At 49.2% G+C, this 24901-nt stretch carries 25 protein-coding genes and 2 pseudogenes; 9 read left to right on the plus strand and 18 right to left on the minus strand.

Going from position 1 to position 24901, the window contains the following annotated elements:
• Positions 1-106: 106 nt before the first annotated feature.
• A pseudogene (locus BBI15_RS10255) lies at positions 107-1320 on the plus strand (nucleotidyltransferase).
• On the opposite strand, the gene BBI15_RS10260 reads toward BBI15_RS10255, so the two are convergent.
• Genes BBI15_RS10260 through rsmD form a run of 3 tightly spaced genes read right to left on the minus strand, consistent with a single transcriptional unit; the run spans position 1293 to position 3420 of the window.
• Entirely contained in the window at positions 1293-2318 is a 1026-nt protein-coding gene (locus BBI15_RS10260; protein ID WP_068869470.1) for a SepM family pheromone-processing serine protease, read from the minus strand. The pseudogene BBI15_RS10255 and the gene BBI15_RS10260 overlap by 28 nt on opposite strands.
• A gap of 54 nt (positions 2319-2372) precedes the next feature.
• Positions 2373-2852 carry a pantetheine-phosphate adenylyltransferase gene (coaD, locus tag BBI15_RS10265; protein ID WP_068869471.1) on the minus strand — a complete coding sequence of 160 codons (480 nt, stop codon included), beginning with the start codon at positions 2850-2852 and terminating at the stop codon, positions 2373-2375.
• Positions 2845-3420 (minus strand): 16S rRNA (guanine(966)-N(2))-methyltransferase RsmD, encoded by a 576-nt coding sequence (gene rsmD, locus BBI15_RS10270; protein WP_068869472.1) that lies wholly within the window; start codon positions 3418-3420, stop codon positions 2845-2847. Before rsmD ends, coaD begins: the two co-directional genes overlap by 8 nt.
• An 83-nt stretch (positions 3421-3503) precedes the next feature.
• Here rsmD and BBI15_RS10275 point away from each other — a divergent pair, with 83 nt between their 5' ends.
• Entirely contained in the window at positions 3504-3884 is a 381-nt protein-coding gene (locus BBI15_RS10275) for a DUF7147 family protein (RefSeq protein ID WP_068869473.1), read from the plus strand.
• On the opposite strand, the gene BBI15_RS10280 is transcribed toward BBI15_RS10275, so the two are convergent.
• Complete coding sequence (locus tag BBI15_RS10280) at positions 3885-4157, minus strand: YlbG family protein (RefSeq protein ID WP_058383491.1); 273 nt, start codon at positions 4155-4157, stop codon at positions 3885-3887.
• Between the two features lie 124 nt (positions 4158-4281).
• On the opposite strand from BBI15_RS10280, the gene BBI15_RS10285 reads away from it, so the two are divergent.
• Complete coding sequence (locus tag BBI15_RS10285; RefSeq protein ID WP_068869474.1) at positions 4282-5199, plus strand: glycerophosphodiester phosphodiesterase family protein; 918 nt, start codon at positions 4282-4284, stop codon at positions 5197-5199.
• Between the two features lie 34 nt (positions 5200-5233).
• Here BBI15_RS10285 and BBI15_RS10290 read toward each other — a convergent pair whose 3' ends face one another.
• Together BBI15_RS10290 and BBI15_RS10295 are read right to left on the minus strand one after the other, a co-directional pair.
• Positions 5234-5680, minus strand: a complete 447-nt coding sequence (locus BBI15_RS10290; protein ID WP_068869475.1) for a YlbF/YmcA family competence regulator — start codon at positions 5678-5680, stop codon at positions 5234-5236.
• 109 nt (positions 5681-5789) lie between these two features.
• Entirely contained in the window at positions 5790-6854 is a 1065-nt protein-coding gene (locus BBI15_RS10295; RefSeq protein ID WP_068869476.1) for a CAP domain-containing protein, read from the minus strand.
• A 140-nt stretch (positions 6855-6994) separates the two neighbouring features.
• Here BBI15_RS10295 and BBI15_RS10300 point away from each other — a divergent pair, with 140 nt between their 5' ends.
• Together BBI15_RS10300 and ytvI are read left to right on the plus strand one after the other, a co-directional pair.
• A complete protein-coding gene (locus tag BBI15_RS10300; protein ID WP_068869477.1) occupies positions 6995-7360 on the plus strand; it encodes a YugN family protein in 366 nt (121 codons plus the stop codon).
• A gap of 87 nt (positions 7361-7447) precedes the next feature.
• Positions 7448-8506, plus strand: coding sequence for a sporulation integral membrane protein YtvI (ytvI, locus tag BBI15_RS10305; RefSeq protein WP_068869478.1), 1059 nt, complete (start codon positions 7448-7450; stop codon positions 8504-8506).
• A 44-nt stretch (positions 8507-8550) separates the two neighbouring features.
• Here ytvI and BBI15_RS10310 read toward each other — a convergent pair whose 3' ends face one another.
• From BBI15_RS10310 to cyoE, 7 genes are all read right to left on the minus strand, one after another.
• Complete coding sequence (locus BBI15_RS10310; protein ID WP_068869479.1) at positions 8551-9012, minus strand: DUF420 domain-containing protein; 462 nt, start codon at positions 9010-9012, stop codon at positions 8551-8553.
• 20 nt (positions 9013-9032) lie between these two features.
• On the minus strand, positions 9033-9959 hold the full coding sequence (gene ctaG, locus BBI15_RS10315; RefSeq protein WP_068869480.1) for a cytochrome c oxidase assembly factor CtaG: 927 nt from the start codon (positions 9957-9959) through the stop codon (positions 9033-9035).
• A gap of 141 nt (positions 9960-10100) precedes the next feature.
• Complete coding sequence (gene ctaF / locus BBI15_RS10320) at positions 10101-10433, minus strand: cytochrome c oxidase subunit IVB (protein ID WP_068486106.1); 333 nt, start codon at positions 10431-10433, stop codon at positions 10101-10103.
• Between the two features lies 1 nt (position 10434).
• Positions 10435-11061 (minus strand): cytochrome (ubi)quinol oxidase subunit III, encoded by a 627-nt coding sequence (locus BBI15_RS10325; protein ID WP_068869481.1) that lies wholly within the window; start codon positions 11059-11061, stop codon positions 10435-10437.
• A complete protein-coding gene (locus tag BBI15_RS10330; RefSeq protein ID WP_068869482.1) occupies positions 11048-12961 on the minus strand; it encodes a cytochrome c oxidase subunit I in 1914 nt (637 codons plus the stop codon). Before BBI15_RS10330 ends, BBI15_RS10325 begins: the two co-directional genes overlap by 14 nt.
• A gap of 25 nt (positions 12962-12986) precedes the next feature.
• Positions 12987-14069, minus strand: a complete 1083-nt coding sequence (gene coxB, locus BBI15_RS10335; RefSeq protein ID WP_068869483.1) for a cytochrome c oxidase subunit II — start codon at positions 14067-14069, stop codon at positions 12987-12989.
• A gap of 55 nt (positions 14070-14124) precedes the next feature.
• Positions 14125-15042, minus strand: a complete 918-nt coding sequence (gene cyoE, locus BBI15_RS10340; protein ID WP_068869484.1) for a heme o synthase — start codon at positions 15040-15042, stop codon at positions 14125-14127.
• A gap of 348 nt (positions 15043-15390) precedes the next feature.
• Here cyoE and BBI15_RS10345 point away from each other — a divergent pair.
• A pseudogene (locus tag BBI15_RS10345) lies at positions 15391-16307 on the plus strand (COX15/CtaA family protein).
• Positions 16308-16342: 35 nt separating this feature from the next.
• On the opposite strand, the gene pyc reads toward BBI15_RS10345, so the two are convergent.
• From pyc to BBI15_RS10360, 3 genes are all read right to left on the minus strand, one after another.
• Complete coding sequence (gene pyc / locus BBI15_RS10350) at positions 16343-19783, minus strand: pyruvate carboxylase (protein WP_068869486.1); 3441 nt, start codon at positions 19781-19783, stop codon at positions 16343-16345.
• A 15-nt stretch (positions 19784-19798) separates the two neighbouring features.
• Positions 19799-20965, minus strand: a complete 1167-nt coding sequence (locus BBI15_RS10355; RefSeq protein WP_068869487.1) for an FtsW/RodA/SpoVE family cell cycle protein — start codon at positions 20963-20965, stop codon at positions 19799-19801.
• A 69-nt stretch (positions 20966-21034) separates the two neighbouring features.
• The gene (locus BBI15_RS10360) at positions 21035-21316 is read right to left on the minus strand and encodes an Fpa/YlaN family protein (RefSeq protein WP_058383475.1); all 282 of its coding nucleotides are present in this window, start codon (positions 21314-21316) and stop codon (positions 21035-21037) included.
• Positions 21317-21480: 164 nt separating this feature from the next.
• Here BBI15_RS10360 and BBI15_RS10365 point away from each other — a divergent pair, with 164 nt between their 5' ends.
• Genes BBI15_RS10365 through BBI15_RS10375 form a run of 3 tightly spaced genes read left to right on the plus strand, consistent with a single transcriptional unit; the run spans position 21481 to position 22651 of the window.
• Complete coding sequence (locus BBI15_RS10365) at positions 21481-21987, plus strand: hypothetical protein (RefSeq protein WP_068869488.1); 507 nt, start codon at positions 21481-21483, stop codon at positions 21985-21987.
• A gap of 11 nt (positions 21988-21998) precedes the next feature.
• Complete coding sequence (locus BBI15_RS10370; protein WP_068869489.1) at positions 21999-22202, plus strand: YlaI family protein; 204 nt, start codon at positions 21999-22001, stop codon at positions 22200-22202.
• Positions 22202-22651: a hypothetical protein gene (locus BBI15_RS10375; RefSeq protein ID WP_068869490.1), complete on the plus strand. Its 450-nt coding sequence runs from the start codon at positions 22202-22204 to the stop codon at positions 22649-22651. The genes BBI15_RS10370 and BBI15_RS10375 overlap by 1 nt, the downstream gene beginning before the upstream one ends.
• On the opposite strand, the gene BBI15_RS10380 is transcribed toward BBI15_RS10375, so the two are convergent.
• Together BBI15_RS10380 and typA are read right to left on the minus strand one after the other, a co-directional pair.
• Positions 22645-22974: a YlaH-like family protein gene (locus BBI15_RS10380; protein WP_068869491.1), complete on the minus strand. Its 330-nt coding sequence runs from the start codon at positions 22972-22974 to the stop codon at positions 22645-22647. The two genes, BBI15_RS10375 and BBI15_RS10380, sit on opposite strands and share 7 nt — an antisense overlap.
• Before the next feature lie 23 nt (positions 22975-22997).
• Positions 22998-24845 (minus strand): translational GTPase TypA, encoded by a 1848-nt coding sequence (gene typA, locus BBI15_RS10385; RefSeq protein ID WP_068869492.1) that lies wholly within the window; start codon positions 24843-24845, stop codon positions 22998-23000.
• Between the last annotated feature and the right edge of the window lie 56 nt (positions 24846-24901).

The following is a 24901-nucleotide window of genomic DNA, read 5'->3' on the forward strand; positions in this document are numbered from 1 at the left end:
AGAGTGGAAAGCGTCCGTCTCGAGCGGTTTCATCTCTTACTTTTGCGGATTATAAAATTTTTGTTTAACTTATATACAACTAATCATACCAAAAGAAGGTGCTGTAATGAAAGCGACAGGAATCGTTGTTGAATATAACCCTTTCCATAATGGCCATTTGCATCACGCAGCGAAAGCAAAGGAGTTGTCAGGAGCCGATGCGGTCGTCGCCGTCATGAGCGGCCAGTTCCTCCAGCGCGGCGAGCCGGCGTTTGCCGATAAATGGACACGTACGGAAATGGGCCTGTCGGCTGGCGTCGACGTCGTCATCGAATTGCCTTACGTCTTTGCAACAGCGCAGGCTTCCGAATTCGCGCGGGGGCCATTGAATTACTCGACGCAGCAGGTTGCGCCTCATTTTGCTTCGGCAGTGAACAAGGCGAGATCGAGCCGTTTCTGAATAGCCTGGAATTATTGAACACGAAAAGAGGGCATTATGAAAAAGTCATCCATGACAGGGTCCAGACCGGCATCAGCTATCCGAAGGCGTTGAACGACGCTTATCTTTCTTTAACGAACGGCAGTAGCCGTTATGCCGACTTGACCAAGCCGAACAATATTCTCGGCTATCACTACATAGAAGCAGCACATTCGATCAATAGCGCGATGGCGCCGTTGACGATCCAGCGCATCGGTGCGGGCTATCACGATCCGCTGGAGCCGGGTGCTGCCATCGCCAGCGCGACCGGGATCCGCAATGCCTTTTTCGAAGGCGGGGAACTTGCGGAACTTGCGCCATATCTGCCGCCGAGCAGCATCCGCTTGCTCGAGCGCGTTCATTCGGAACAGGACGGATTCGTCGATTGGCAAAGGTTTTACCCAATGCTGCGCTTCACGATCTTACGCGAAGGGCCAAAAGCCCTTGCCCGCTTTGCCGAAGTGACGGAAGGCATCGAAAACCTCATCCATGAGTCGGCAAAGCGCTCAGAGACTTTCGAGGTATTCATCGACCGGGTGAAAAGCAAACGCTTTACACGCACACGAATCCAACGCATGCTGACCCATATTTTCACTGGATATACCCGTCCCGAAGCACACGCTTCCATCCGACCAGAATACCTTCGTTTGCTCGGCATGACAGATAAGGGGCGGCGTTATTTGAATGAACAGAAAAAAGCCATCCCGCTTCCTGTCATCAGCCGCGCCGCGGATTTGACAGGAGAAATGGGACAGCTCGATATCCGTGCCTCGGCACTTTATCTTCAGGCGATTGGTGCCGATTCATTGAAAAAAGAATACACGACACCCCCTATTTACCTCGGGGATAGTTCCGCTAAATAATCAAGTGCGGCATCGATGTCGGTGACCGGGACAATTTCCATCCCGGTGCCGATTTCCTCTGCCGTTTCCACAGCCTGCTCAAAATTGCTCGGAAGTTCCGAATCCGTTACATCCGCCGGGGCAAAGAAAATATCGATGCCCGCACGGTCCGCCGCCATGACTTTCTGATCGATGCCCCCGATTCGGCCGACCGTCCCATCACTTTCCATCGTCCCGGTTCCTGCTATATCATAACCTTTGGTAATATCTTCATCGAGCAATTGGTTCAAGATTTCCAAAGTGAACATCAAGCCCGCAGATGGCCCTCCGATAGCATCCGAATCGATCGACACTTCCGGGGTCGTTTCAATTTCCTTGTCTTCGACAAATGAAATGCCAATGCCCGCACGCTCAGGCTCTGTCGGCAAGGGCGCGAGCGTGACTGTTTGGTTGATCGTGCGCTCATCGCGCTCGATCACCAACTCCACTTCATCGCCCACTTCTTTGGTGCTTAAATAATCCAGGAATTCCTCCATTGAATCGTAGGCCTGCCCGTCGATTTCCATCAAGCGGTCGCCGGGCGATAACAGGCCGGCCGCAGCCCCGTCTTCCAGCACGTTCAGGATGAATACGCCGTTGCTCGACACCTCATAGGGCTTGCCGGCCTCTTCGAAGGCCACTTGCAGCGCGTTGACCTGGGAATCGGACATCAGCTTCAATTGCCTCACATTATATTCCTCATCGCTTTCATGAGGACTCCTTACTTGTTCCGGGTCGAGCACTTTATAACCTTCCTGGAATTGTGCCATGATGTATAAGGCAGGCGTCGCATTGAACATCGTCACAGTCATCAAGCTGAGTGTGCCCGCGTCATCTTCATCACGACCCTCGACTTCCACTAGCGGCGATAGCTCGTACGCATCGCCCGGGCGTGAAATGTAAGCATCCAATCGATAGGAGCTGACAAACACGACGAGCGCCATCACCAGCACAAAAAACCAAAGTTTTTTATTTTTCATCGGATATCCTCTCCTTTTGTACAGCCCACAACAAAAAGCCACGGGTCACGTGACTTATTTGAACTTTCCTATTAATGCTTTTTCCACCGCTTCCGGCACAAGGCCGGAGATCTTGCCTTGATACTTCGCCACTTCTTTAACGATGCTTGAACTAAGGAAAGAATATTGGTTGTTTGACACCATGAACAAAGTTTCGATGTTCTCATTCAAAAAACGGTTCATGGAAGTGATCTGCATCTCGTATTCAAAATCCGATACCGCCCTCAAGCCTCGGATGATCGCATTCGCATTCACTTCCACCGCATAGTCGATCAGCAAGCCTCCAAACGAATCGACGGTTACATTCGGAATGGTTCTGGTCACTTCGGCTATCAAAGCCATCCGTTCATCCACATCGAATAATGGGTTTTTCGATGAGTTGTTCATGACCACCACTTTCACTTCATCGAAAATCGATGATGCCCGTTTGACGATATCCAAATGGCCCATCGTAATCGGATCGAAACTCCCCGGTACTACTGCAATTTTATTCAATGCGTTCTCCCTCTTCCCCCTGGTAGCGGTAAATTGAAATGATCGTATTTCCATATAATTCCTTTTTGAACCGGACACACCCTGCCGTCTCGTCCGGCAATTCGATATCCCGCTCGTGTTCACACACGATGATCGCTTCGTCTTCAAGCAGGCCGAGTTCAGCCGCCTTCTCCATCAACCCATACGCTTTTTCCATATGATAAGGCGGATCGAGAAACAACAAACGCGCCTTTACGCCATTTTTTTTCATGGCTTTCAATCCGCGTTCAGCGTCGGCACGGTAAACTTCCGCCGATTCCTTGAATCTGGTTTTTTCCAAATTGGCCTGGATGGTTTCCACGGCCTTTTTGTCTTTATCTGTAAATATCGCGCGGTCGATGCCACGGCTTAACGCTTCGATCCCAAGCCCGCCGCTGCCGGCAAACAGGTCCACTGCCGTGCCGCCATCGAAAAATGGGCCGATCATATTGAAGATGGATTCTTTCACTTTATCGGTCGTCGGCCTGGTCGAATTTCCCGGAACCGCTTTCAAAGGCAGGCCTTTTGCCTGTCCTGCTACTACACGCATACTATCGCCTCTTACTTTTTCATTTTAGTACTGCAATTGCCGCCCACAATGGTAGAATGGATTCTGGAAAGGACGTGTTTTAAATGATACAACGTTTTATCGAACTTGGAGAAGGGTACGGCGATATATATGAACTGCGCCAATTGATGGAAAGCAATAAAGAGCGGTTCATGCATGGATTCGTTTTCGTTTCAAAAACGAAAGACGGGCATCCCGTCGTTTCCATCGCCGCTGCATTCAAGCCTGCCACAGAGGGCAATTTCATGCCGATCTATCTATGCCGCGAAGGCATACCGGACGAATCTAAACGGCTGGCCGTATTCGAGGAGGCCGTCAAGCAACTGGGCCATGAGCCGATTCGCCTGGATGTCAAGCATTCTACGCAATACGCAGACACCAAACTGTATTTCAGCCATCTCATTGCTATTCTCAGGCTCAACCATTATATTCCGCCGATGCAATGATCACAAGCCGATTTTATAATCGTATTCTTTCGCTTTGTCCGGCTTGGCGTTTTCATATTCCGTCTTGAGGAAAGGCCGCTGGGATTCCAGCACTTTCTTTACGTACGGAAGTTTGGATAGTTTTTCTTTCGTGGCTTCGATTTTGTCCTGGTCCATGTAGACGACGACATATTTCAATTTGCGGGAAATAAAATGGACATGCCCATACTTCCGCAGCGATTTTGCTTGTTTCAGCTGATGCACATAGACAATCAGACCTTGGCGATCATGCATATCTATCCCTCTTTTCTAAACTCTAGAATACCATAGGTCTAAAAAGAGCCGCAACCGAATAAACTGACAGCAAGCAGAGCATTCCGCTATAATGTGGATACTACCAAAATAGGGGGTTATACATATGGGTAAGAAAACGAAAATCGGCCTGGCCGCCGCAGCAGTCGGTGCCGCTGCCTGGGCCGGTTCCAAAGCATTTATCGAACCGCAAAAACGGCCGCAGAAAGCCGTTCTCGATTATAGGCATCCAATCGTCCTGGCCCACCGAGGCGGCAGCTCTCTTGCGCCTGAGCATACGATGGCAGCCTTTGACCGAGCCGCTGAGCTAGGGGTGCACGGGTTTGAAATCGATATCCGCATGACCAATGATGAAGAAATCCTGGTATTCCATGATGAGTTTGTCGACCGCACCTCAGGCTCTGCAGGCCGCGTGGCGGAAATGACGCTTGAAGAATTGCGCGCACTTGATTTCGGCTACCATTTCGTGGACGACAAAGGTGAGAATTCCTATCGCGGTAAAGGCGAAAAAGCCGTCCTGCTCCGTGAATTGCTGGAGAAATTCCCGCAGATGTATATCAATATCGACATTAAAGATGCCCCCGATACGTATGAAGGAAGCCTCGTCCCGTCTAAACTATGGCGCTTGATCGAATCCATGGGTGCGGAAGACCGCGTCGTCGTCACCAGCTTTTACGATGAGCAGATTGACCGCTTCAATTTATACGCACAGAACCGTGTCGCTCTCGGCGCTGGGGAAAATGAAGTGCGCAAAGCCTTCACTGCCTTCAACAGCCAGTTCGGGCACTTGTATGCACCGCGCGCGGATGTCGTGCAGATCCCGGTGAAGCATTCCGTGTTCCGACTTGACTCTGCACGGTTCATCGCCTTCCTTGATCGCCTGAATGTCCCGGTCCATTATTGGGTCATCGACGACAAGGAAGCGATGGAGAAATTGATCGGTGCCGGAGCAAGGGGCATCATCACAGACCGGCCGGATGTCGCCATCGAATTGATTTCGGCACTTGAAGAAAAACGCCAATAAAAAAGTGCAACCCGTTGAGGTTGCACTTTTTTCATTATGCGGAACAGGAACAGCCGCCTCCTGTGCCGCAGCCGCTCCCGCATGAGGAATCCGATGAGAAGAACGGATTGCTCGAAGGGATCTTGACCGCTTCGGAGACCGACCGCCCAAGGATGAAGCTGACCTGGTCCATCAAGTCCTGCAGCTCATTTTCCGCCAGCCGCAGCTCAGCCACCTTTTCATTCAAGTCCAGCCGCCGCTTGTCCACACGGATTTGCTTCATCACCCGTTTGTAATCCGGATGGTATTTGCCGAAGCGCTGCACTTCTTCGTACAGTTCCTTCAGCCTGGCGAAATCGTAAATCTCACTCGCCAATAGTTTATCGCTATAGACAGAGTCATAGGCATCGCGATATTTCGCAGCCTGCTCCGATTGCAGTATCATTTCACTCAGCTCGTCCGCAGAGTCAGTTATACCGACCCATTCGTAGGTCATGATCACTTTGCATTCCTCCTCTACGCTTACATCATATCAGATTTATTTCCAGATTCATACGCTATTCACTCTAGAAATGACTAGCGGCGAATGTCCATCCATTGAAGGGATTTCCCTATTGGCTTTCATAAGCACCCAAATCCTGCTTCAACAGGATCTGGCTGTAGTATTTGCCGAACACCCCGACGCCGACTTTATTGTATTGCGTGTTCAATAACGTTCCCCGGTGGCTCGGGGAATTGAACCAGCCGTGCAATGTCTCGGGGGCGTCGTAATAACGTGAAGCCGTGTTGATCGCGGCGAGGTCGAACGGGATATCCGCCCCTTGCAGCCGGGCTTCGAGATCTTCCACTTCCATCTCTTCGGAAGTGAATTCCATCCGCGCCATTTCCTCACTCGTTTGTTTAGCCAATAGACTGAGGCCGATATTTTCCTGGACCAAGGAACGTTGATGGCGCAGCCTGTAGACATTCGTCAAATCGACCAATTGCTTGGCATTCGCCTCGTCGATCGACCGTTGAAGCGTCGATGATGGCCTTGGCGTCACCAATAAATCACCTGCATACATCATATCGTACGGCTGATGGCGGATCAGCGTTTCTGCATCCATGAAACGGACTGCCTCCAATTGCTGGTCTTCAGCATCGATATATAATTGCGCGTATAAGTCCTCAAAGCTGACCAGGATCCGCTTATCCATATCCTGCTCGCTTAAATTGAACGTATAGGTATTGGTGCCGTATTTAACGGTTACTTCGTTCTGGATGATCGTGAACCTGTACAGGTCTTCCAGCGTCTGGCCGATTTCATACGGTTCGATATCGGTCGACTCCCCTGCCGCATACACTTGGACGATATGCCCGTCTTTCACGCCAGCCATGACAAAATTCGAATAAGCGGCATCATACACCCACCATTCGTAGCCATAAGCGGATGGCTCGATACGTTCGGGCTTGCCATGTTCCGTAAGCCACTCTTTTGCAGGCTTGCCGATGTGTACAGATAGCCCGCTTGCCGGGCGTTCCACATCGAGCCCCGATTCCGTCAAGTTATCGGCAGGCAAAGGGTCGGCAGGCCGCGGCGCTTCCAGCAATTCATTTTCACTGATGGACGGGTCCAAGTAAAACAGTCCGATCAGGACAATCGCCAAGAAAATCATGATGCGTAACAAGTCCTTCACTGAATCAGCTCCTGACACCCATTTTCCCCATTATAACAGCCGCCTGTATTCTGACACAATCTAGCCATTGCATGTACCTAAAATATGATCTATTATTAAAGGAGCATTCAGTCTTTTTTTGTTATAGAGGAGGAGATCCCATGTATTTTGAAAATACAGGACTAGAGAACATCGAAGTGGATATTACATTGCTTGAAGACATCATGAACAAGCATGGTTTGACGAAAGAAGGCCAATGGGATTATGAGCGCGTCACATACGACCGCAAATTTATGGTCCGTGAAGGCACTTATTATTTGCGTGTTTTCGCATACGCCATCGATGGGGATGTTGATGCAAACGATGCGATTGTCCGCGTCTTGAAGCCGGTCATCGGCAAGCATTACTACCCGCACGGCGTCGAATATGGCGAAGACGAGCATTTTCCGGACCACCTATTAAAAACTAGCGCTGAAATTTTGGCTTCCATCAAAAAAGAAATTTCCGAGTTCGAAATCAAAGCGTAAAATTTCCGCAGTTCAATACGAACTGCGGTTTTTTTAAACGAACGCTTTGCCGTGAAATTTCACGCAGCCAATTGAAGGAGGTTTATTGTGGGCAAGTGGTTTAATAAAAAACTGGCGACAATCTTGCTAGTCATCGCTGTACTGGTGTTAGTCTCTATATACATATTGCCGATCGCTGTTCCGCTGATCATCGCCTTGCTTACAGCCATCTTCCTTGAACCATTTGTGAAATTCGTGCAGACAAGGTTCAAATGGGAACGCAAAGGCGCAGTCATCACAGTGTTCATCCTGTTCCTGGTCATCGCTTCAGGCTTGGTTTATTGGATCATCACGCAGTTGGTTGGACAAATTATCCAATTCTCAAAAATGGTTCCAGAGTATACAAATTCTCTATCGCATATGTGGGGTGAAGTGGAAGCTTTCTTCCTGCGCTCCACAGCTGAAATGCCGGTAGAAGTCGTTAATTCATTCGAAACTGAAATGATTGCGTTTGCCGAGGGCATCCGCGATTGGATCTTGACTTTCGTCAATTACGATACTGTCACCAATCTCTTGACTGGCATCCCGTCGTTTTTGGTGAGTTTCATCGTTTTCCTCATCGCCTTGTTCTTATTCATGCTAGACTTGATGGATCTAAAAGGCATGATGTTCAATCGATTGAAGGAATCGACTGCCGAAAAAGTGCGCTTCATGAGCGCCAGGCTGAATAATGTGGTCTTCGGTTTCCTGAAAGCGCAGTTTCTTGTCAGCTTGATCATCTTTGCCGTTTCTTTGATTGCCTTGTTGTTTATCGCTCCTGAATATGCGATCGTCATGTCGCTGGTCATTTGGGTAATCGATTTCATTCCGATTCTCGGTTCGATTATCGTCCTGACCCCATGGTTCATCTATATGTTCATCGTTGGCGATATAGTACAAGGAACGCAGCTTGCCATCCTGGCTTTGGTCTTATTGGTCATCCGCAGAACGGTCGAACCTAAAGTGATGGGCACCCAGATCGGCCTCTCCCCGCTCGCCACATTGATCGCCATGTTCATCGGCCTTCAATTGATCGGGTTTCTCGGTTTCTTCATCGGGCCATTACTGGTCATTCTCTTTACTTCTGCACGTGAAGCGGGAATCATCAAAATGGAGTTTAAAATTTAAAGCCCATAAAAAAGCACTGAGCAAATTTTGCTCAGTGCTTTTTATTATCCGCCCAGGATGGCTTTGAAAACCGATGTCGTATGCCCGCCTTCATAGAATACATACAGCAATAAGTAGACGGTCACGCCTGTAATCGCGGTGAAGAACCAGATGACACTCGTGAACGGGCCGATTTTACGGTGTTTGTCGAGACGGTTTTTCAAGCCCCAGTAGATGGTCAGCAATCCCATCACTGCCCCGATGGTCGCAAGCGTGATATGGAAAATCAAGAATACAGTGTAATAGATCTTCAGCTCATCGGGGCCCCCGAATGCGGTGTTTCCGACAAAAAGGGTACGCGAAACATAGATGATGAAAAACGTCAGCGCAGCGGCCCCGGCAGCGAGCATCATTTTTTTATGTGCTTCGATACGGCGTTTGCGGATCAAGTTCCATCCGATCGCCACCAATATGGCGCTCAAGACGATAAAGAAGGTGCTGATAGTTGGCAATAGCGGCAAATTCATTTAATTAAACTCCTTTTGGGTCATTGCCCATTATGTCTGTAATACGCCATATCTTTACGGTCCTGCAAGACTTTGGCAGTGATTTCATCTGCATTGGCAGTTTCGTTCTTGAGCCATTCATGGAAAACCAGCCAGATGAAGACTGTAAATACCAATTCCTGGATGATCTTCATCGTGATGCCGCCTGTGCGTTGGTCTTCGATCAGCGACATATTCGTGAAGAGTTCCGGGCCGGACAAGTTCAGCTGGGCCAGGGTGCCGGCGGGCACGCAGAGGGCCATTGCCTGCATCCATGCCTCCCCATCCGAGTAAGTGGCATAGAATGGTGTCGTGCTGAAAATGATCAATGCACAAGCCGGTGTCATCAAGACACTCAATCCGAATAGATAACCCAGTTTCTTCAGTCCATGGAATTTATGCATGCCTTCCAGGTTGTTGACGACTGGCCACCAGTATAGAAGGGCCGATACGAACAGCAAAGTGCTGACGATGCTGTGGATCAGCATATCCTGCTTGACAAAATCGAAGACAAGCGGCAAGTGGTAAACCGAAAAGAACAAGCTGAACAATAGCAAAGCGATCAACGGTTTAGTGAAGAACATGAACAAAGGGTTGATGATCGGCAAACCGATGAAAGCCCGCCACAAGTATGAAGGGATTCCCATGATGATGAGAGGGGCAGCCAATAGCAAGAGCAGCGCCATCTGGACCATGTGCATCGTCAAGGTGATGTGGCCAAGCAAATCGACCGGCGACCCTTTCAAGAGATAGATCAATGCCACGCCTGATACAAAGAGCAGGGCTTGTTTCGTTTGAAGCGGTTCACTATCAGTGAATTTATGTCTCCACTTTGTGGTAAGCAGAAAGTAGAAAAGCGTAATCAGTACGAGAAATCCGAAATACCAGGGGCTCCATAACGCCTCGAAGCCAAAAATGCTGATCGGCATTAGACCGTACCTCCTTTTTCCTTAAGTAACCTCATTATATCGGGGATGCCCCGCCATATCAATGAACGAATCATGACATTTGATAGCTTTCGACCGCAAACAAAAAAACTCCGGACTGTGAAAAGTCCGGAGTTTTACCTTTTACCACCAAACGATGGTGACCATCGCAAGGACAGTCAAGAACGCGACAAACATGCCGCTGAACATGAAGAATGCCATCACGCCATGGCCTTTATTGCTCATGTGCATGAAATGATACAGTTGAAGCACTACTTGGATGGCCGCCAATAATAGGATGATCGGCACGATCAAGTAATTGGAGAAGTCAGCTGCCACCAGCGTGAACGCGATCAATGTCAGGAAGATCATCATAGCGAACGATGTCAACTGGCCGCGCATTTCAGCGGCACGTTTTTTCTTTATGAATTCGAATTCTGCTCTGGATCTGTGAATATCGTGAGTATCGTGTGCCATATTAACCGATCACTCCCATCAGATAGACTACAGTGAAGATGAACACCCACACTACGTCAATGAAATGCCAATAAAGAGCAGCAAGATAGAACTTCGGCGCGTTGTACATGTTCAATCCGCGTTTAGCGTTACGGATCATCAAAGCGATGAACCAGCTAAGCCCGAAGACTACGTGGGCACCGTGCGTCCCGACTAAGGTATAGAAAGCGGAACTGAAAGCACTATTGGTATAGCCAAAGCCAAGATGTACATAGTGGTTAAACTCGTAAATTTCCAAGCCGAGGAACGCGAGCCCCAATAGGACCGTAATTCCAAGCCATGCTTGCATCGCCTTGAAATTATGGTTCTTCATATGGTAGATCGCATAGACACTTGTCAATGAAGATGTCAAAAGGATCATCGTCATGGCGAAAACGAGCGGCAATTCGAACAAGCCGGCAGCGGAAAATTCCATTCCGCTTGGGCCTTTGTCTTTCAACGCAAGATATGTTGCGAAGAGAGAGGCGAAGGTGACGGTCTCAGCTGCCAATAGCAGCCAGAAACCAACGAACTTATTCTTCCCTTCGAGCGTCGCCGTTTCAGGATGATCGGGCCAGGTTTGTGGGGTATATCGTTTATTTAAGTCCACCTTTTTTGCCTCCTTCCAGCGCTCTCGCTTCTCTTTGAATGCGTTCATGGTCCGCAATCAATTCTTCTTTCGTTACATGGAAACCAAGGTCATCTTTCAATGAACGGACGAGCATTGAACCGAATGTAATCGCAAGACCGCCGATCAATACCGGCAGCGCCCATGCTTTATCGTCCATGAAGTACATGGCACCGAATGATGCGATGAACATCCCAAGAGAGATGACGAAAGGAATGAATGAACCGTTCGGCATGTGGATGTCGCCGAGTGGTTCTGCGTAGACCATGCCTTCTTTATTGCCTTCCATTTTCTCGATCCAATACGGGTCAAGTCCACGGACAAGCGGTGTTTGTGCAAAGTTATAGAATGGCGGTGGTGACGGGATCGCCCATTCAAGTGTACGGCCGTCGCCCCATGGGTCATTTCCGACGCGCTCATTCTTCGCAACCGTCATGACGACGTTGACGAGAAGGATGATGACACCGATCGCCATGAACAAAGCACCTGCCGAGCTGATTGCGTTAAATAGATCCCAGCCTTGATCTGCTCCGAACGTGTAAACACGGCGAGGCATGCCCATTAGGCCGAGGAAATGCTGGATAAAGAATGTCAAATGGAATCCGATGAAGAAGAACCAGAATGTCCACTTTCCGAGTTTTTCGCTTAACATCGTACCGAACATTTTCGGCCAGTACAAGTGCGTACCTGCCAGGATAGCCAATACGACACCACCGACGATTACGTAATGGAAGTGGGCAACGATGAAGTAAGAATCGTGAAGCTGGTAATCAAGCGGCGCAATCGCCTGCATGACACCTGTTACCCCACCGGCAACGAATGACGGGATAAACGCAACAGCGTAAATCATCGGTACTGTGAAAGAAATGCTTCCTCCCCAGATCGTAAGTAGCCAGTTAAAGATCTTGATCCCTGTCGGAACTGCGATGATCATCGTTGCGAGGGCGAATACCGCGTTAGCTGTCGGCCCAAGACCAACTGTAAACATGTGGTGTGCCCAGACCATGAAGCCGTAGAAACCGATCAGGATTGTCGCAAAGACCAAAGCGGTATAACCGAATAGGCGTTTGCGCGAGAAAATCGCAAAGATTTCAGAGAAAATACCGAACGCCGGCAAAATCAAGATGTAAACTTCCGGGTGACCGAAAATCCAGAAGAAGTGCTCCCAGATGATCGTGTTACCGCCCATCGTTACATCAAAGAAATTAGCCCCGAACAAACGGTCGAATACCATGAAGAAGATCCCGACAGTCAGTGGAGGGAATGCCAAGAGAATCAACGCGGACGCTACGAAAGTCGTCCAAGTGAAAAGCGGCATTCTCATGTAGGTCATACCCGGGGCACGCATATTGATGATCGTAACAAGGAAGTTAATCCCCGCGATCAATGTACCGAAACCGGAGATCGTCAAACCGAGTGAATAGAAATCGATTCCGTGGCCTTCAGAGGCAAGCGCCAAAGAAGCGTAGTTTGTCCATCCTGCATCCGGTGCCCCGCCTAGGAACCATGAAAGGTTCAGGAATACGCCCCCGAAGAAGAATAGCCAGAACCCAAGTGAGTTCAGGAAAGGAAACGCAACATCACGCGCGCCGATTTGCAAAGGCGAGACGGCGTTCATGAATGCCAAGAGGATTGGCATGGCCGCAAGGAAGATCATGGTCGTTCCATGCATTGTTAAAACTTCGTTGTATGTTCCGGCACTAAGGAAATCGTTTCCGGCTTTCATCAGCTGAATCCGGATCAACATCGCTTCCACGCCGCCGACTAGGAAGAAGAATCCGCCGGAGATCAAGTAAAGGATCGCGATTTTCTTATGGTCTACCGTTGTCAAGTAGTCCCATATTGTAGCGCCGAAACCCTTTTTCTGAGAGTTAGAACTCACAATAGTTTACCTCCTTTTTTAACTTTTACTCTTCAACTTTCAAGCTCATCAAGTATGCTGCAAGCGCATCGAGCTCTTGATCAGAGAATGGTTCTCCATTGTTGATTTCTTCTGGATTAGGCATCAAGTTGCCTGGCTTGTATTGCTGAGGGTCAGCAATCCAGTTTTTCAGTGTTTCTTCATCATGTTCCATGAAGCCGGCGATTGTATTGCGGTCGCCGAATGTTGTAAGGTTTGGCCCTACTCCAGGAGCTGCTCCTGCTGCATTAGTTGCGTGGCAGGCGATACAGCTTTGCTCGAAGATTTCCTGTCCTTCTTGAGCAACAGTTTCTGTAGGCGCAGCTTGTTCTTCCTGCATTGCAGCTACCCATGCATCAAAGTCTTCGCGGTTAAGCGTCTTGACCTTGAAATCCATCAAAGCGTGGGATGGCCCGCAAAGCTCGGCGCATTTACCGAAGTAAACGCCTTCTTCAAGTTCTGAAGATTCCTTGTCGAATTCCAGATAGAACGTGTTGACGTTTTCAGGGTTGACGTCGAGTTTACCGCCGACAGAAGGGATCCAGAACGAGTGCTTAACGTCTGCGGCAATCAAGTTGAAGTAGACGCGTTCGCCAGTCGGGACGACCAGTTCCTGTGCAGTGATGATCTCCTGTTCAGGATACTCGAATTCCCACCAGTAAAGCTTACCGGTAACATTGACCGTCAAGTTCTCAGCCGCACCTTCTTCGTCCGTTGCGTCCATCGCCGTGACATCAGCCAAGTCGAATGTTGCATAGACCGTCGGAACAGCGAGGATTAAAAGCAGGACGATTGGAATCGCTGTCCAGATAAACTCAAGACGCGCGCTTCCTTCAACTTGTTCAGGGATCATATCCTCCCCTACTTTTGAACGGCGGAATTTAACAATTGCCAATACATAGATGATAGTGACGACGATGATAACGAATAACATGACAATGGAAGACAAAATCAGCAAGTTGAACTGATCTTGGGCGACCTTACCAGCCGGTATCAGCGTCGAGATCTCTTCACGCCCACAGCCTGAAAGAAAAACAAGCAATGCGGTCATCAATGCGAAGAGGCGCCATTTCTTAGGTCCTTTCATCATAGCTTTTCATACCCCTCTCTGAATAAAATGTTTTACAGTTAAGTAAAAGAGAAATTTAGGCGAATACAGCGAAAATGATCATCGAGACAAATAGGATCGTCATATAGTTCAACGAATAGATGAACATTTTCTTCGCCCATTTCAAATCATCCGCTGCCTTGAAACCACGAATCGCCAGAACAAGCCATCCGATATTCAACGCTGTCGCTAAGATGATGAAGCCTATCCCAAGTTCCATAAGCAGGAACGGCAATGGGAAAAGCAGTAAAACCCATGCAAGCATCGATTTCTTTGTCCGGTGGAATCCTTTGACCACCGGAAGCATCGGAATATTTGCGGCCCGATACTCTTCCGTCCGTTTCATCGCAAGCGCATAAAAATGCGGCGGCTGCCAGATGAACATAATCAGAAACAGCGCCCACGCGCCCGTGCCGAGCGTCGGCTCCACCGCAGCCCAGCCGATTAAAGGCGGGATTGCGCCGGAAATGCTGCCGACGATCGTATTGCCGACATGCTTTCTCTTCGACCACATCGAGTAAAGAACGACATAGGCCAAGATGCCGGCGATTCCAAACAGACCTGCTGAAACAGAAGCGGAAAACAAAAAGAGTTCGCCTATAACAATGAAAGAAATGGCGAGTGCCAAGACAGCAGATGGCTTGAACCTGCCCGTAACTGTCGGGCGGGCTTTCTTGCTGGCCATCAACGGGTCGATATCTGTGTCGATATAATTATTCATCGCCGCAGACCCTGCAATGATCAATGCCGAACCGACGATGGTATAGACGAGAATATCCATATGGTCCAGGAAATTCTTATCCGAAAACTGGAAAGCGAGCCAAAGTCCCGTAAAGACGGTAATTAAATTGGAATTGACGATCCCAATCTTAATAAGTGCCAGAAAATCTTTAGTGAACGTGCTCGATTCTACAGCATCGGTCGGTTCTGCAGGCAAAGACCGGCCGTTTGACATATAACTCCCTCCTTTCAAAGTTGTAAGCATATTCCGCTAACCATAACTATATCTAAATTCCAGCTTCTTTTCTACATATTACTGAAATTTCCTGATATAAATGATGATTTCACGCAATTGGTCTTACAAATATTCATCTCTAATCATACAGTAGCCCCCTCGTTATTTTAAGATAGAAAAAACGCTGTTTTTGAACAGTTTGTGAAGGTCGCTGCTAATATGTCCAATTCTTGAAAGTTTAGGCGAACGCTGATTTCTCGTTGTATTTTAAACGCAGTTTCGCTATCATCGAGTATGCAGGATATCGTTAAACGCTTAAAAGTTTTTCTAAAAAAAGTAGGTGGCATTTTGAAAAGCAACATCTATATTAAAATATTCGGGTTCTTGCTTCTATCGGCATGTTGCTCATCCTCCTCGGCGGGGCATTGGTCACCAAAACCGACAGCGGCATGGGCTGCGGCCGTAACTGGCCGGATTGCAACGGCAACTTGATCCCCCGCGAAATCACCGCTGAAGTGCTGATCGAGTTCTCCCATCGCCTGGTAACGGGCGTGGTCGGGATCTTGATCGTGGTTTTAGCGGTCTGGGCTTGGCGAAAATTTGGCCATGTGCGGGAAACGAAGTTTCTTGCCTTCATGGCTGTGTTCTTCCTAGTATTGCAGGCCTTGATCGGGGCTGCCCAGGTTCTGTGGGGCCAGGGCGATTTCATTCTCGCGCTCCACTTCGGGATTTCCCTCCTGTCGTTTGCTGCGGTGCTGCTTTTGACCTTGCTTATATTTGAAGTCGATCGCAAATTCGATGCGGACCGTGTGCAAATCGGCCGCACATTGAAATACCATACGCTCGGCGTGGCTTTGTATTCTTACGTCGTGGTTTACACAGGGGCCCTTGTGCGCCACACAGAATCTAGCCTGATCTGTTCCGATTGGCCATTATGCCGAAACGACCAGTTCGCGCTGCCTGGGAATATGTATGAATGGGTCCAGATGGGCCATCGGTTTGCCGCTGCACTTATCGTCATCTGGCTCGGCGTGATCGCGCTGCATGCGTACCGCCATTACCGCGATCAGCGTGTCATTTATTGGGGCTGGATTATCGCCTTCATCATCGTTCTTCTTCAAGCGACGACAGGCATGCTTGTCGTCTTGACGAAATTGAACCTGGCAGTCGCCCTGCTCCACTCCTTGCTGATTTCGATGCTTTTCGGATTGCTATGTTATATGGTCCTTCTTGTATCCAGAAGCAAGTTCATCAAATCCAAATAAAAAATCCGGTGCGAGCTCGCACCGGATTTTTCATTTTATTTCGGCTCCATTTCAATGAGCAAATCGCCTGTTGAAATGCCATCGCCAGCTGTCACATAGATTTCCTGGATGGTTCCGTCAAATGGTGCCTGGACGGTCGTCTCCATCTTCATCGCTTCTGTGACGAGCAAGTGGTCGCCGCGTTTCACTTTCAATCCTTTTTCACCGACAACTTTCAGGACAGTACCAGGCATCGTCGCTGCAATATGGTTTTCTTTCGTCGGGTCAGCTTTCGATTTAGCCGCCGAATCGGTTTCAACCGTCATATCCTGGATGCTGATTTCACGTGGCTGGCCGTTCAATTCAAAGTAGATGATGCGCGTGCCGTCTTTTTGCGGTTCGCCGATCGACACAAGCTTGATCATCAAGGTCTTTCCTTTTTCGATCTCGACTTCGATTTCTTCGCTCAGGCGCATGCCGTAGAGGAAGGTCAATGTATCGAGAACCGATACATCCCCGAAGGTCTGGTTTGTCACGCTGTACTCTTCGAACACTTTCGGGTATAGCGCATAAGCCAACACTTCGTGGCTGGTGACCGGACGCTGCAGGCGCTCGAACAGTTTCTCACGGATGGCCTCGAAGTCTGCAGGTTCAAGCAGTTCACCAGGGCGCACGGTAATCGGTTCGCGCCCTTTCAGGATCACTTTCTGCAACTCTTTCGGGAAGCCGCCGTGCGGCTGGCCGATATAACCTTCGAAGAATTCGATGACCGATTCAGGGAAATCGATGTTCTCCCCGCGCGTCAGCACCGTCTTTTCATCCAGTTCGTTCTGGACCATGAATAATGCCATGTCCCCTACGACTTTCGAAGACGGCGTGACTTTCACGACATCGCCGAATAACATGTTGACGCGGGAATACATTTCCTTCACTTCTTCCCAGCGCATGCCAAGGCCGACCGCTTTTGCCTGCTGCTGCAGGTTGCTGTACTGCCCGCCCGGCATTTCGTGGACATAGATTTCGGAATGCGGGCTGTTCATGCCGCTTTCGAAATCGCTGTAGTATTTTCGGACATCTTCCCAATAATGGGACATCGTTTCAAGAGACCCGATATCGGCTTTGATGTTCCGCTTGCCACCGCTCATCGCATAATACAATGAGTTGGCGCTTGGCTGCGAGGTGAGCCCCGCCATCGTGCCGAGTGCCGTATCGACGATATCGACACCTGCTTCGATCGCTTTGGAATAAAGGTAGATGCCGTTGCCGCTCGTATCGTGTGTGTGCAAATGGATCGGCAAGGACACCGTATCCTTCAGCTCCGACACGAGGCGGTATGCCGCTTCCGGCTTAAGCAATCCGGCCATGTCTTTGATGGCCAGGATATGGGCGCCTGCTGCTTCCAGCTCTTTCGCCATATCTTTATAGTATTGAACCGTGTATTTATCACGGCTCGGGTCTAGAATGTCCCCTGTATAGCAAATCGCCGCTTCCGCAACTTTTCCGGAGTTCCGGACTTCATCAATCGCGACTTCCATCCCTTTGATCCAGTTGAGGCTATCGAAGATGCGGAAGACATCGATTCCGGCTTCAGCCGAGGTCCGGGCAAACTCACGGATGACGTTATCCGGATAGTTTTTATAGCCGACGGCATTGGCGCCGCGGAACAGCATCTGGAACAGCACATTCGGAATGTCTTCACGCAATTTGATGAGGCGCTGCCACGGATCTTCCTTCAGGAAGCGGTAGGACACATCGAATGTCGCGCCTCCCCACATCTCCATCGAGAACAAATCGCTTTGGAGGCGGGCCGTTTCTTTTGCGACCGCAAACATATCATGTGAACGCATGCGCGTCGCAAGCAGTGATTGATGGGCATCACGCAACGTGGTATCTGTCAATAGCACGTCATCTTGTTCAAGGATCCATTTCGCCAAGCCCTCCGGCCCGCGTTCATCGAGAATCTGTTTCGTGCCGGATGGAACTTCCGTGACGATGTCGATTTCCGGTTTGCGCGGGGCCGCATGAATCGGTTTCTTTTTCTTTTCGATCCCAGGGAAGCCATTCACCGTCACATTGCCGATATAGCTGAGCAATTTCGTTCCACGGTCTTGACGCACCGGGAACTTAAACAGTTCAGGCGTGTTGTCGATAAAGCTGGTGTTAAAGTCTCCGTTGATGAAATTTGGATGTTTCACCACATTTTCAAGGAACGGGATATTCGTTTTGATTCCGCGTATCCGGAATTCCTGCAAGTTGCGGTCCATTTTCGCCGCGGCTTCTTTGAACGTTGTCGCCCAAGTCGACACTTTTACGAGCAGTGAATCATAATAAGGGGAAATGACCGCTCCCTGGAACCCGTTGCCGGCATCCAAGCGCACGCCAAATCCGCCGCCTGAACGGTAAACCATCAGTTTCCCGGCATCCGGCATGAAGTCGTTCAATGGGTCTTCAGTCGTCACACGGGATTGGATGGCAAAACCGAACAACGGGATATCCTCTTGTTTCGGGATGCCGATCGCTTCACTGTGGAGCGCATGCCCACGCGCGATATGAATCTGTGCATGGACGATATCGATCCCCGTCACCATTTCCGTGATCGTGTGCTCCACTTGGATACGGGGATTGACTTCGATGAAATAAAAGTCATCGCCCGCTACCAGAAACTCGACGGTTCCTGCATTTATGTAATCGATATTTCTCATGAGTTTCACAGCTGCATCGCAAATTTCATTGCGCAAGCTGCTGCTGATAGAGTTTGAAGGTGCAATTTCCACCACTTTTTGGTGGCGGCGCTGGATCGAGCAATCACGTTCATATAAATGAATGATATTGCCTTCTGCATCCCCGAGGATTTGCACTTCGATATGTTTCGGTTGGTCTACGAATTTTTCCACATACATTTCGTCGGAACCGAAAGCAGCTTTCGCTTCGGATTTCGCCCGTTCGTAAGCCGATGCCAGTTCCTCAGCGTCTTTCACGATGCGCATGCCGCGCCCGCCGCCACCGAGTGAGGCTTTGATCATCAATGGGAATCCTGCTTGCCCGGCAAACGCTTCCACTTCTGCCAGTGATTCGGCAGGGCCGTCAGTTCCCGGAATGACAGGGATGCCTGCCGCGATCGCCTGTTCACGGGCCTTGACTTTATCGCCGAACATATCGAGATGGCGTGATGTCGGCCCGATGAATATAATGCCTTCTTCTTCACAGCGCCGCGCAAAATGCACGTTTTCGGATAAGAATCCATACCCTGGGTGAATGGCATCCACCCCTGAGTCTTTGGCGATGCGGATGATGTCTTCAATGTCCAGATAAGCATCGATCGGCTTTTTGCCCTTGCCGACTAAATACGATTCGTCAGCTTTGTAACGATGAAACGAACCGCTGTCTTCCTGCGAATAGATCGCAACTGTCCGAAGATTCAGTTCTGTACAGGCGCGGAAGATCCGAATTGCGATTTCTCCGCGGTTGGCTACTAAGATCTTGTTAATCTCTTTCACTCCGACGCACACCCTTTACTTTTTCGTTTTTTCGTATTTATTAAACATGGAAACATTCATCAATACTCCCATAGCTAACGATAACAAAATTACCGAAGTTCCGCCATAGCTTATAAATGGAAGCGTCACCCCTGTCAGCGGGATGATGCCTGACAGCCCGCCGAGATTAACAAAGGATTGGATGCCGATCATGCTTGCGACACCGGCGGCAAGCATGCGCGCAAGCGGATCGCTCGTCGTCATGGCAATCCATAATCCCCGCAGCACAATGAAGCCAAGGCCGCCGATGACGACGAATACCCCAAGGACACCGAGCTCTTCCGCAATGACGGACATAATGAAATCGGTATGGGGTTCGGGCAAATAGCCGAGCTTCTGGATGGATTGGCCGAGCCCGAGACCGCTCAGCCCGCCTGAGCCGATCGCCAAATAACCGTTGACGATCTGGAAGCCGAACCCGAGTTCATCGGAAAACGGGTTAAAGAAGGCATCGATGCGCCCCATCCGCTTTTCCGTGAAAATCAGGTCTTTGGCGAACATCATCGCCGGGACAATGAATACGGCAGCAGCCGCAATGACAATCCCTGCCAATTTCACGAACGGTTTCAGGCGGACGCCCGATGCTGCCATGACCGATAGGCCGACAGCCCCTATAATGACCATCGAACCTAAGTCAGGCTCAAGGAAAACCAACAGCAAGACAGCCGTCAAGATGATGACCGGCGGGATGATCGATTCGTTCAATTTGTTGATGGAACCGTTGCGGTATTTATTGGAAAACACCCCTGCCAAATAGAAAATCAAGCCGACTTTGGCGACTTCCGATGGCTGGATATTGGCGAAACCGAGGCTGATCCAGCTTTTCGCACCGCCTGCCGCAAAGCCGATGAAGTGGACCAGGATGAGCCCCGTGAAAATCACCGCGAGTACGCTGGCCATCATCCATTTTTTCTTGAAATGTTTATAGGGAAATATGGCCGCGAGGAGGAATACAGGATATGCGATGGCCAGGTTGATCAATTGCTGTATGTAGAAACGGTCCGGCGAGTCATCATAATAGTTCACGGACCAGGCCATGCTTGAGGAGTAAATCATGATCAGCCCGAAAACGGTCAGGGCCAGATAAGTGAAGAGTAGGGGATAGTCTATGTATTTTCCGTATTTCTTGATGTAGGATTTCATTGTTTTTATACCTCATTCAATTGGATTCATTAGTAAAAAAACTCAAACTGGAATCGTTTGAGTTTTAGGTCATTTATTTGTATACGCATCGTGGAGGATGGACAGTTTCTTCTCCAGCGTATCCATTAAATTTTTACCAGTCTCACGTTCGATCAGGCCGAGTTTGACGGCAAAATCGATTTCCCGTGATAAGCCAAACATTTGCGTATCAAGAACTTCTTCATATAAAGGGCAGGACGGCAATGTAAGATGATCCATCTGCACCTTGATCAATTGCTCGATTTTCTCTGCATCAGCTTTAAGGAGTTCTAGCGCTTTTTCCTGATAAGTCTGTTCTTCTGTATGTTCCATGAGGACTCCCCCATCACTTGTATTTCTGCTCCATTAGCCTGTTTAAAGTGTATCTTTTACGCTGTCAAATTGCAAGTCTCTCATAAAAGGGATTAAACCCTTTGGGAATCGGGGCCGAACAGTTATACTGAAGAAGAGAGATATTATAATGGAGGGTTTTATTTATGGAATTCATCATACCGTTTAAAGGAGAAGTCCAATACAAAGTGACCTTGGATCCGACCGTGTGGATTTTCGATGACCGCAAACTGGATCTCCGGACTTTCTTTACAGACCACCACGTCGACAAAGATGAGCTTGAAGAATACAAACGCGGCATGGGCGAACATTGGTCGCGTGAAATCATGGAAGGCGCCACCGTTCCGCCAACCTTGAATTCCGAGAAGAAATACAAGCGACAGGACAAACAAGATATGCTGACAGGCACTTTCGGCATGCGGTTCCAGCCATTCCTCGAAAATGCAGAGCCTGCCAGCAGCGCAACGAAGGTGGTATTCGAGACCGCTTCGGGGGAACATGCTTTCCCGATCGAAGCGGCCAAGCAATTGATATTCAAATTCAGCCAGGACGGAAAACCGCTCCGGGAAGATGGGCCTGTCCATATCCTGTTGCCGGATGGTTCGAATATCGACCAGCCGATTACCGACGTCTCCGCTATCCGGGTAGAATAGGAGGAATATCTATGCGTGTTCAATGCGTCATCTGCGATAAACTCGAAGAACTTGAAGACGATACGCTGCAAGCCAAGCGCCTGCGAAACCGGCCGATCCACACGCATATGTGCAAGGAATGCCATGACCGGATCACCAAACGGACAGAAGAGCGCCTAGCGACCGGACATTTCCATTTCTTCCGCAGTTCCCGCAGCATCGAGGATGATTTCTGATGAAAGTTCTGAAGGGGTTGTGGATCGGTTTCTGGAGCGGCCTTATTCTCGGATTATTGCTGAAATGGATGCAGGCGGTGACCGGCGTCCGGAATTACGAATTGCTATTGAATGTCGATTTCATTCCCCTGGTCAACCAGGTGAATTGGTCGGAACTGACTGAATTCGTTTTTCATCTAATCATCTCACTGGTGATCGGCATCGTTTATGTATACATTGCTAAACGCCGGCGCTATACGTTCGGCCAATTGACGATCATCAGCTTGGTGCTTACCTTGCCAACCTACCTCCTGTTTTTCCCGCTGGCCATATTGGCGGTGGAAGCCGATGTACCGGAACCTACCGATATGGGCGCATTCCTCTACTGGATACTGGCCCATCTGACATATGCGCTGCTCTTACCGATACTCTATAAAACATTTGAACGCAAAAACGCTGCCTCTCATTGAGAAGCAGCGTTTTCGCGTTTTTCGCGCCAAAGGCGGATTTTATAAAGGATGAGGATCAATGCGGCTATGATCAAGCCTTCAACCACGGGCAGGAAAAAGGCCAGGAATGTCAGGCCAAGCCCTCCCGCAGCCAAGAACAAGATAATGACTGCATTTTTTCCGATTGATAATTTTTTGGCAAAGCCCAATTTGTACACGATTGCCGATAGCAGGAAGATGACGGCAAACAGCGCATATCCCGCCACATCGAAATTCGGCAAATTCTGGTAAAGAATGCGGGCTACCGGATACATATTTTCATAGACAAAAGCCTGCTCGTCCACTGATTATACATCCTTCCAGTTGTTTATTCTTCGATGGCTACTTTCTTCTTCTTAGCAGCACGTTCACGCTCATTCTTATCCAGGATCTTCTTGCGCAACCGGATCGATTGAGGGGTGATTTCGCAATACTCGTCTTCATTCAAGTATTCAAGGGCTTCTTCAAGGCTCATTAGGCGCGCTTTCTTCATCGTCGTTGTCTGGTCTTTGTTGGCTGAACGGATGTTGGTAGCCGCTTTGATCTTGACGATATTCACAGTCAAATCATTATCGCGGTTATGTTCACCGACGATCATGCCTTCATAGATTTCAGTGCCGACTTCCACGAATGAAGTGCCGCGGTCTTCGATGCCCATCAAGCCGTAAGTGGATGCTTTTCCACGTTCCATGGAAACGAGCACGCCTTGGCGGCGGCCGCCTACGCGTCCTGATGTGACTGGCTGGTAGCTGTCGAATGTGTGGTTGATGATCCCGTAACCGCGTGTCTGCGTCAAGAATTCGGTCGTGTAGCCGATCAATCCTCGTGCAGGGACGTTGAATACCAAACGCACTTGACCGTTTCCGTTGTTGATCATGTCTAGCATTTCACCTTTACGTTCACCGAGTGATTCGATGATTGCGCCAGTGTATTCTTCAGGAACATCCACTTGAACGCGTTCAACCGGTTCGCAGCGGACGCCATCCACCATGCGCACAATGACTTCAGGTTTCGATACTTGAAGTTCGAACCCTTCACGGCGCATGTTTTCGATCAAGATCGATAGATGCAATTCCCCACGGCCGGAGACGACCCATGCATCCGGTGAATCGGTAGGATCGACGCGCAAGGAAACGTCCGTTTCCAATTGGGCATCCAATCGTTCCTGGATTTTTCTCGATGTGATGAACTTGCCTTCTTTGCCGGCGAATGGGCTGTTGTTGACAAGGAATGTCATTTGCAGCGTCGGCTCGTCAATGCGGAGCACCGGCAATGCTTCCGGATGGTCTTGCGGGCATACCGTCTCTCCAACGTTGATGTCTTCGAGGCCAGAGATTGCGATCAAATCGCCTGCTTCGGCTTTTTGGATCTCAACGCGCTTCAAGCCCATGAAGCCGTGAATTTTCGTGATGCGGAAGTTTTTCACGGATCCGTCCAGTTTCATCAAGGAAACGGATTGGCCGACTTCAATCGTGCCGCGGAATACGCGTCCGATACCGATACGGCCGACATAATCGTTATAATCAAGAAGCGCTACTTGGAATTGCAGGGGCTCCTCGCGGTTATCGATCGGTGCCGGGACGTGGTCCATGATGGCATCGTAAATGACCTGCATGTTTTCTTCCTGGTCAGCAGGGTCCGATGACAAGCTGGCCGTTCCGTTCATGCCTGATGCGAAGATGACCGGGAATTCCAATTGGTCGTCGTTTGCTTCAAGTTCGATGAACAATTCGATGACTTCATCGACAACTTCATCCGGACGCGCGAAATCACGGTCGATTTTATTGACGACAACAATCGGTTTCAAGTTTTGCTCAAGCGCTTTTTTCAATACGAAGCGCGTTTGCGGCATACAGCCTTCGTAAGCATCGACGACGAGCAATACGCCGTCTACCATTTTCATGATGCGCTCGACTTCACCGCCGAAATCGGCGTGGCCTGGCGTATCCAAAATATTGATTTTAGCATCTTTATATTGAATCGCGGTGTTCTTTGCCAGAATCGTAATTCCGCGCTCTCTCTCAATGTCGTTAGAATCCATTGCCCGCTCTTCAACATGTTCGTTGGACCGGAAGATCCCGGATTGTTGAAGCAACTGATCCACCAATGTCGTTTTGCCGTGGTCAACGTGTGCGATAATAGCAATGTTGCGTAAATCATTTCTTAGGTTAGTCATACTTTCACTCCAATATTCTTTTTTCGAGCCTATAACTGTGCTAGTATAGCACATAT

This window comes from Planococcus plakortidis (assembly GCF_001687605.2).
Taxonomy (GTDB): domain Bacteria; phylum Bacillota; class Bacilli; order Bacillales_A; family Planococcaceae; genus Planococcus; species Planococcus plakortidis.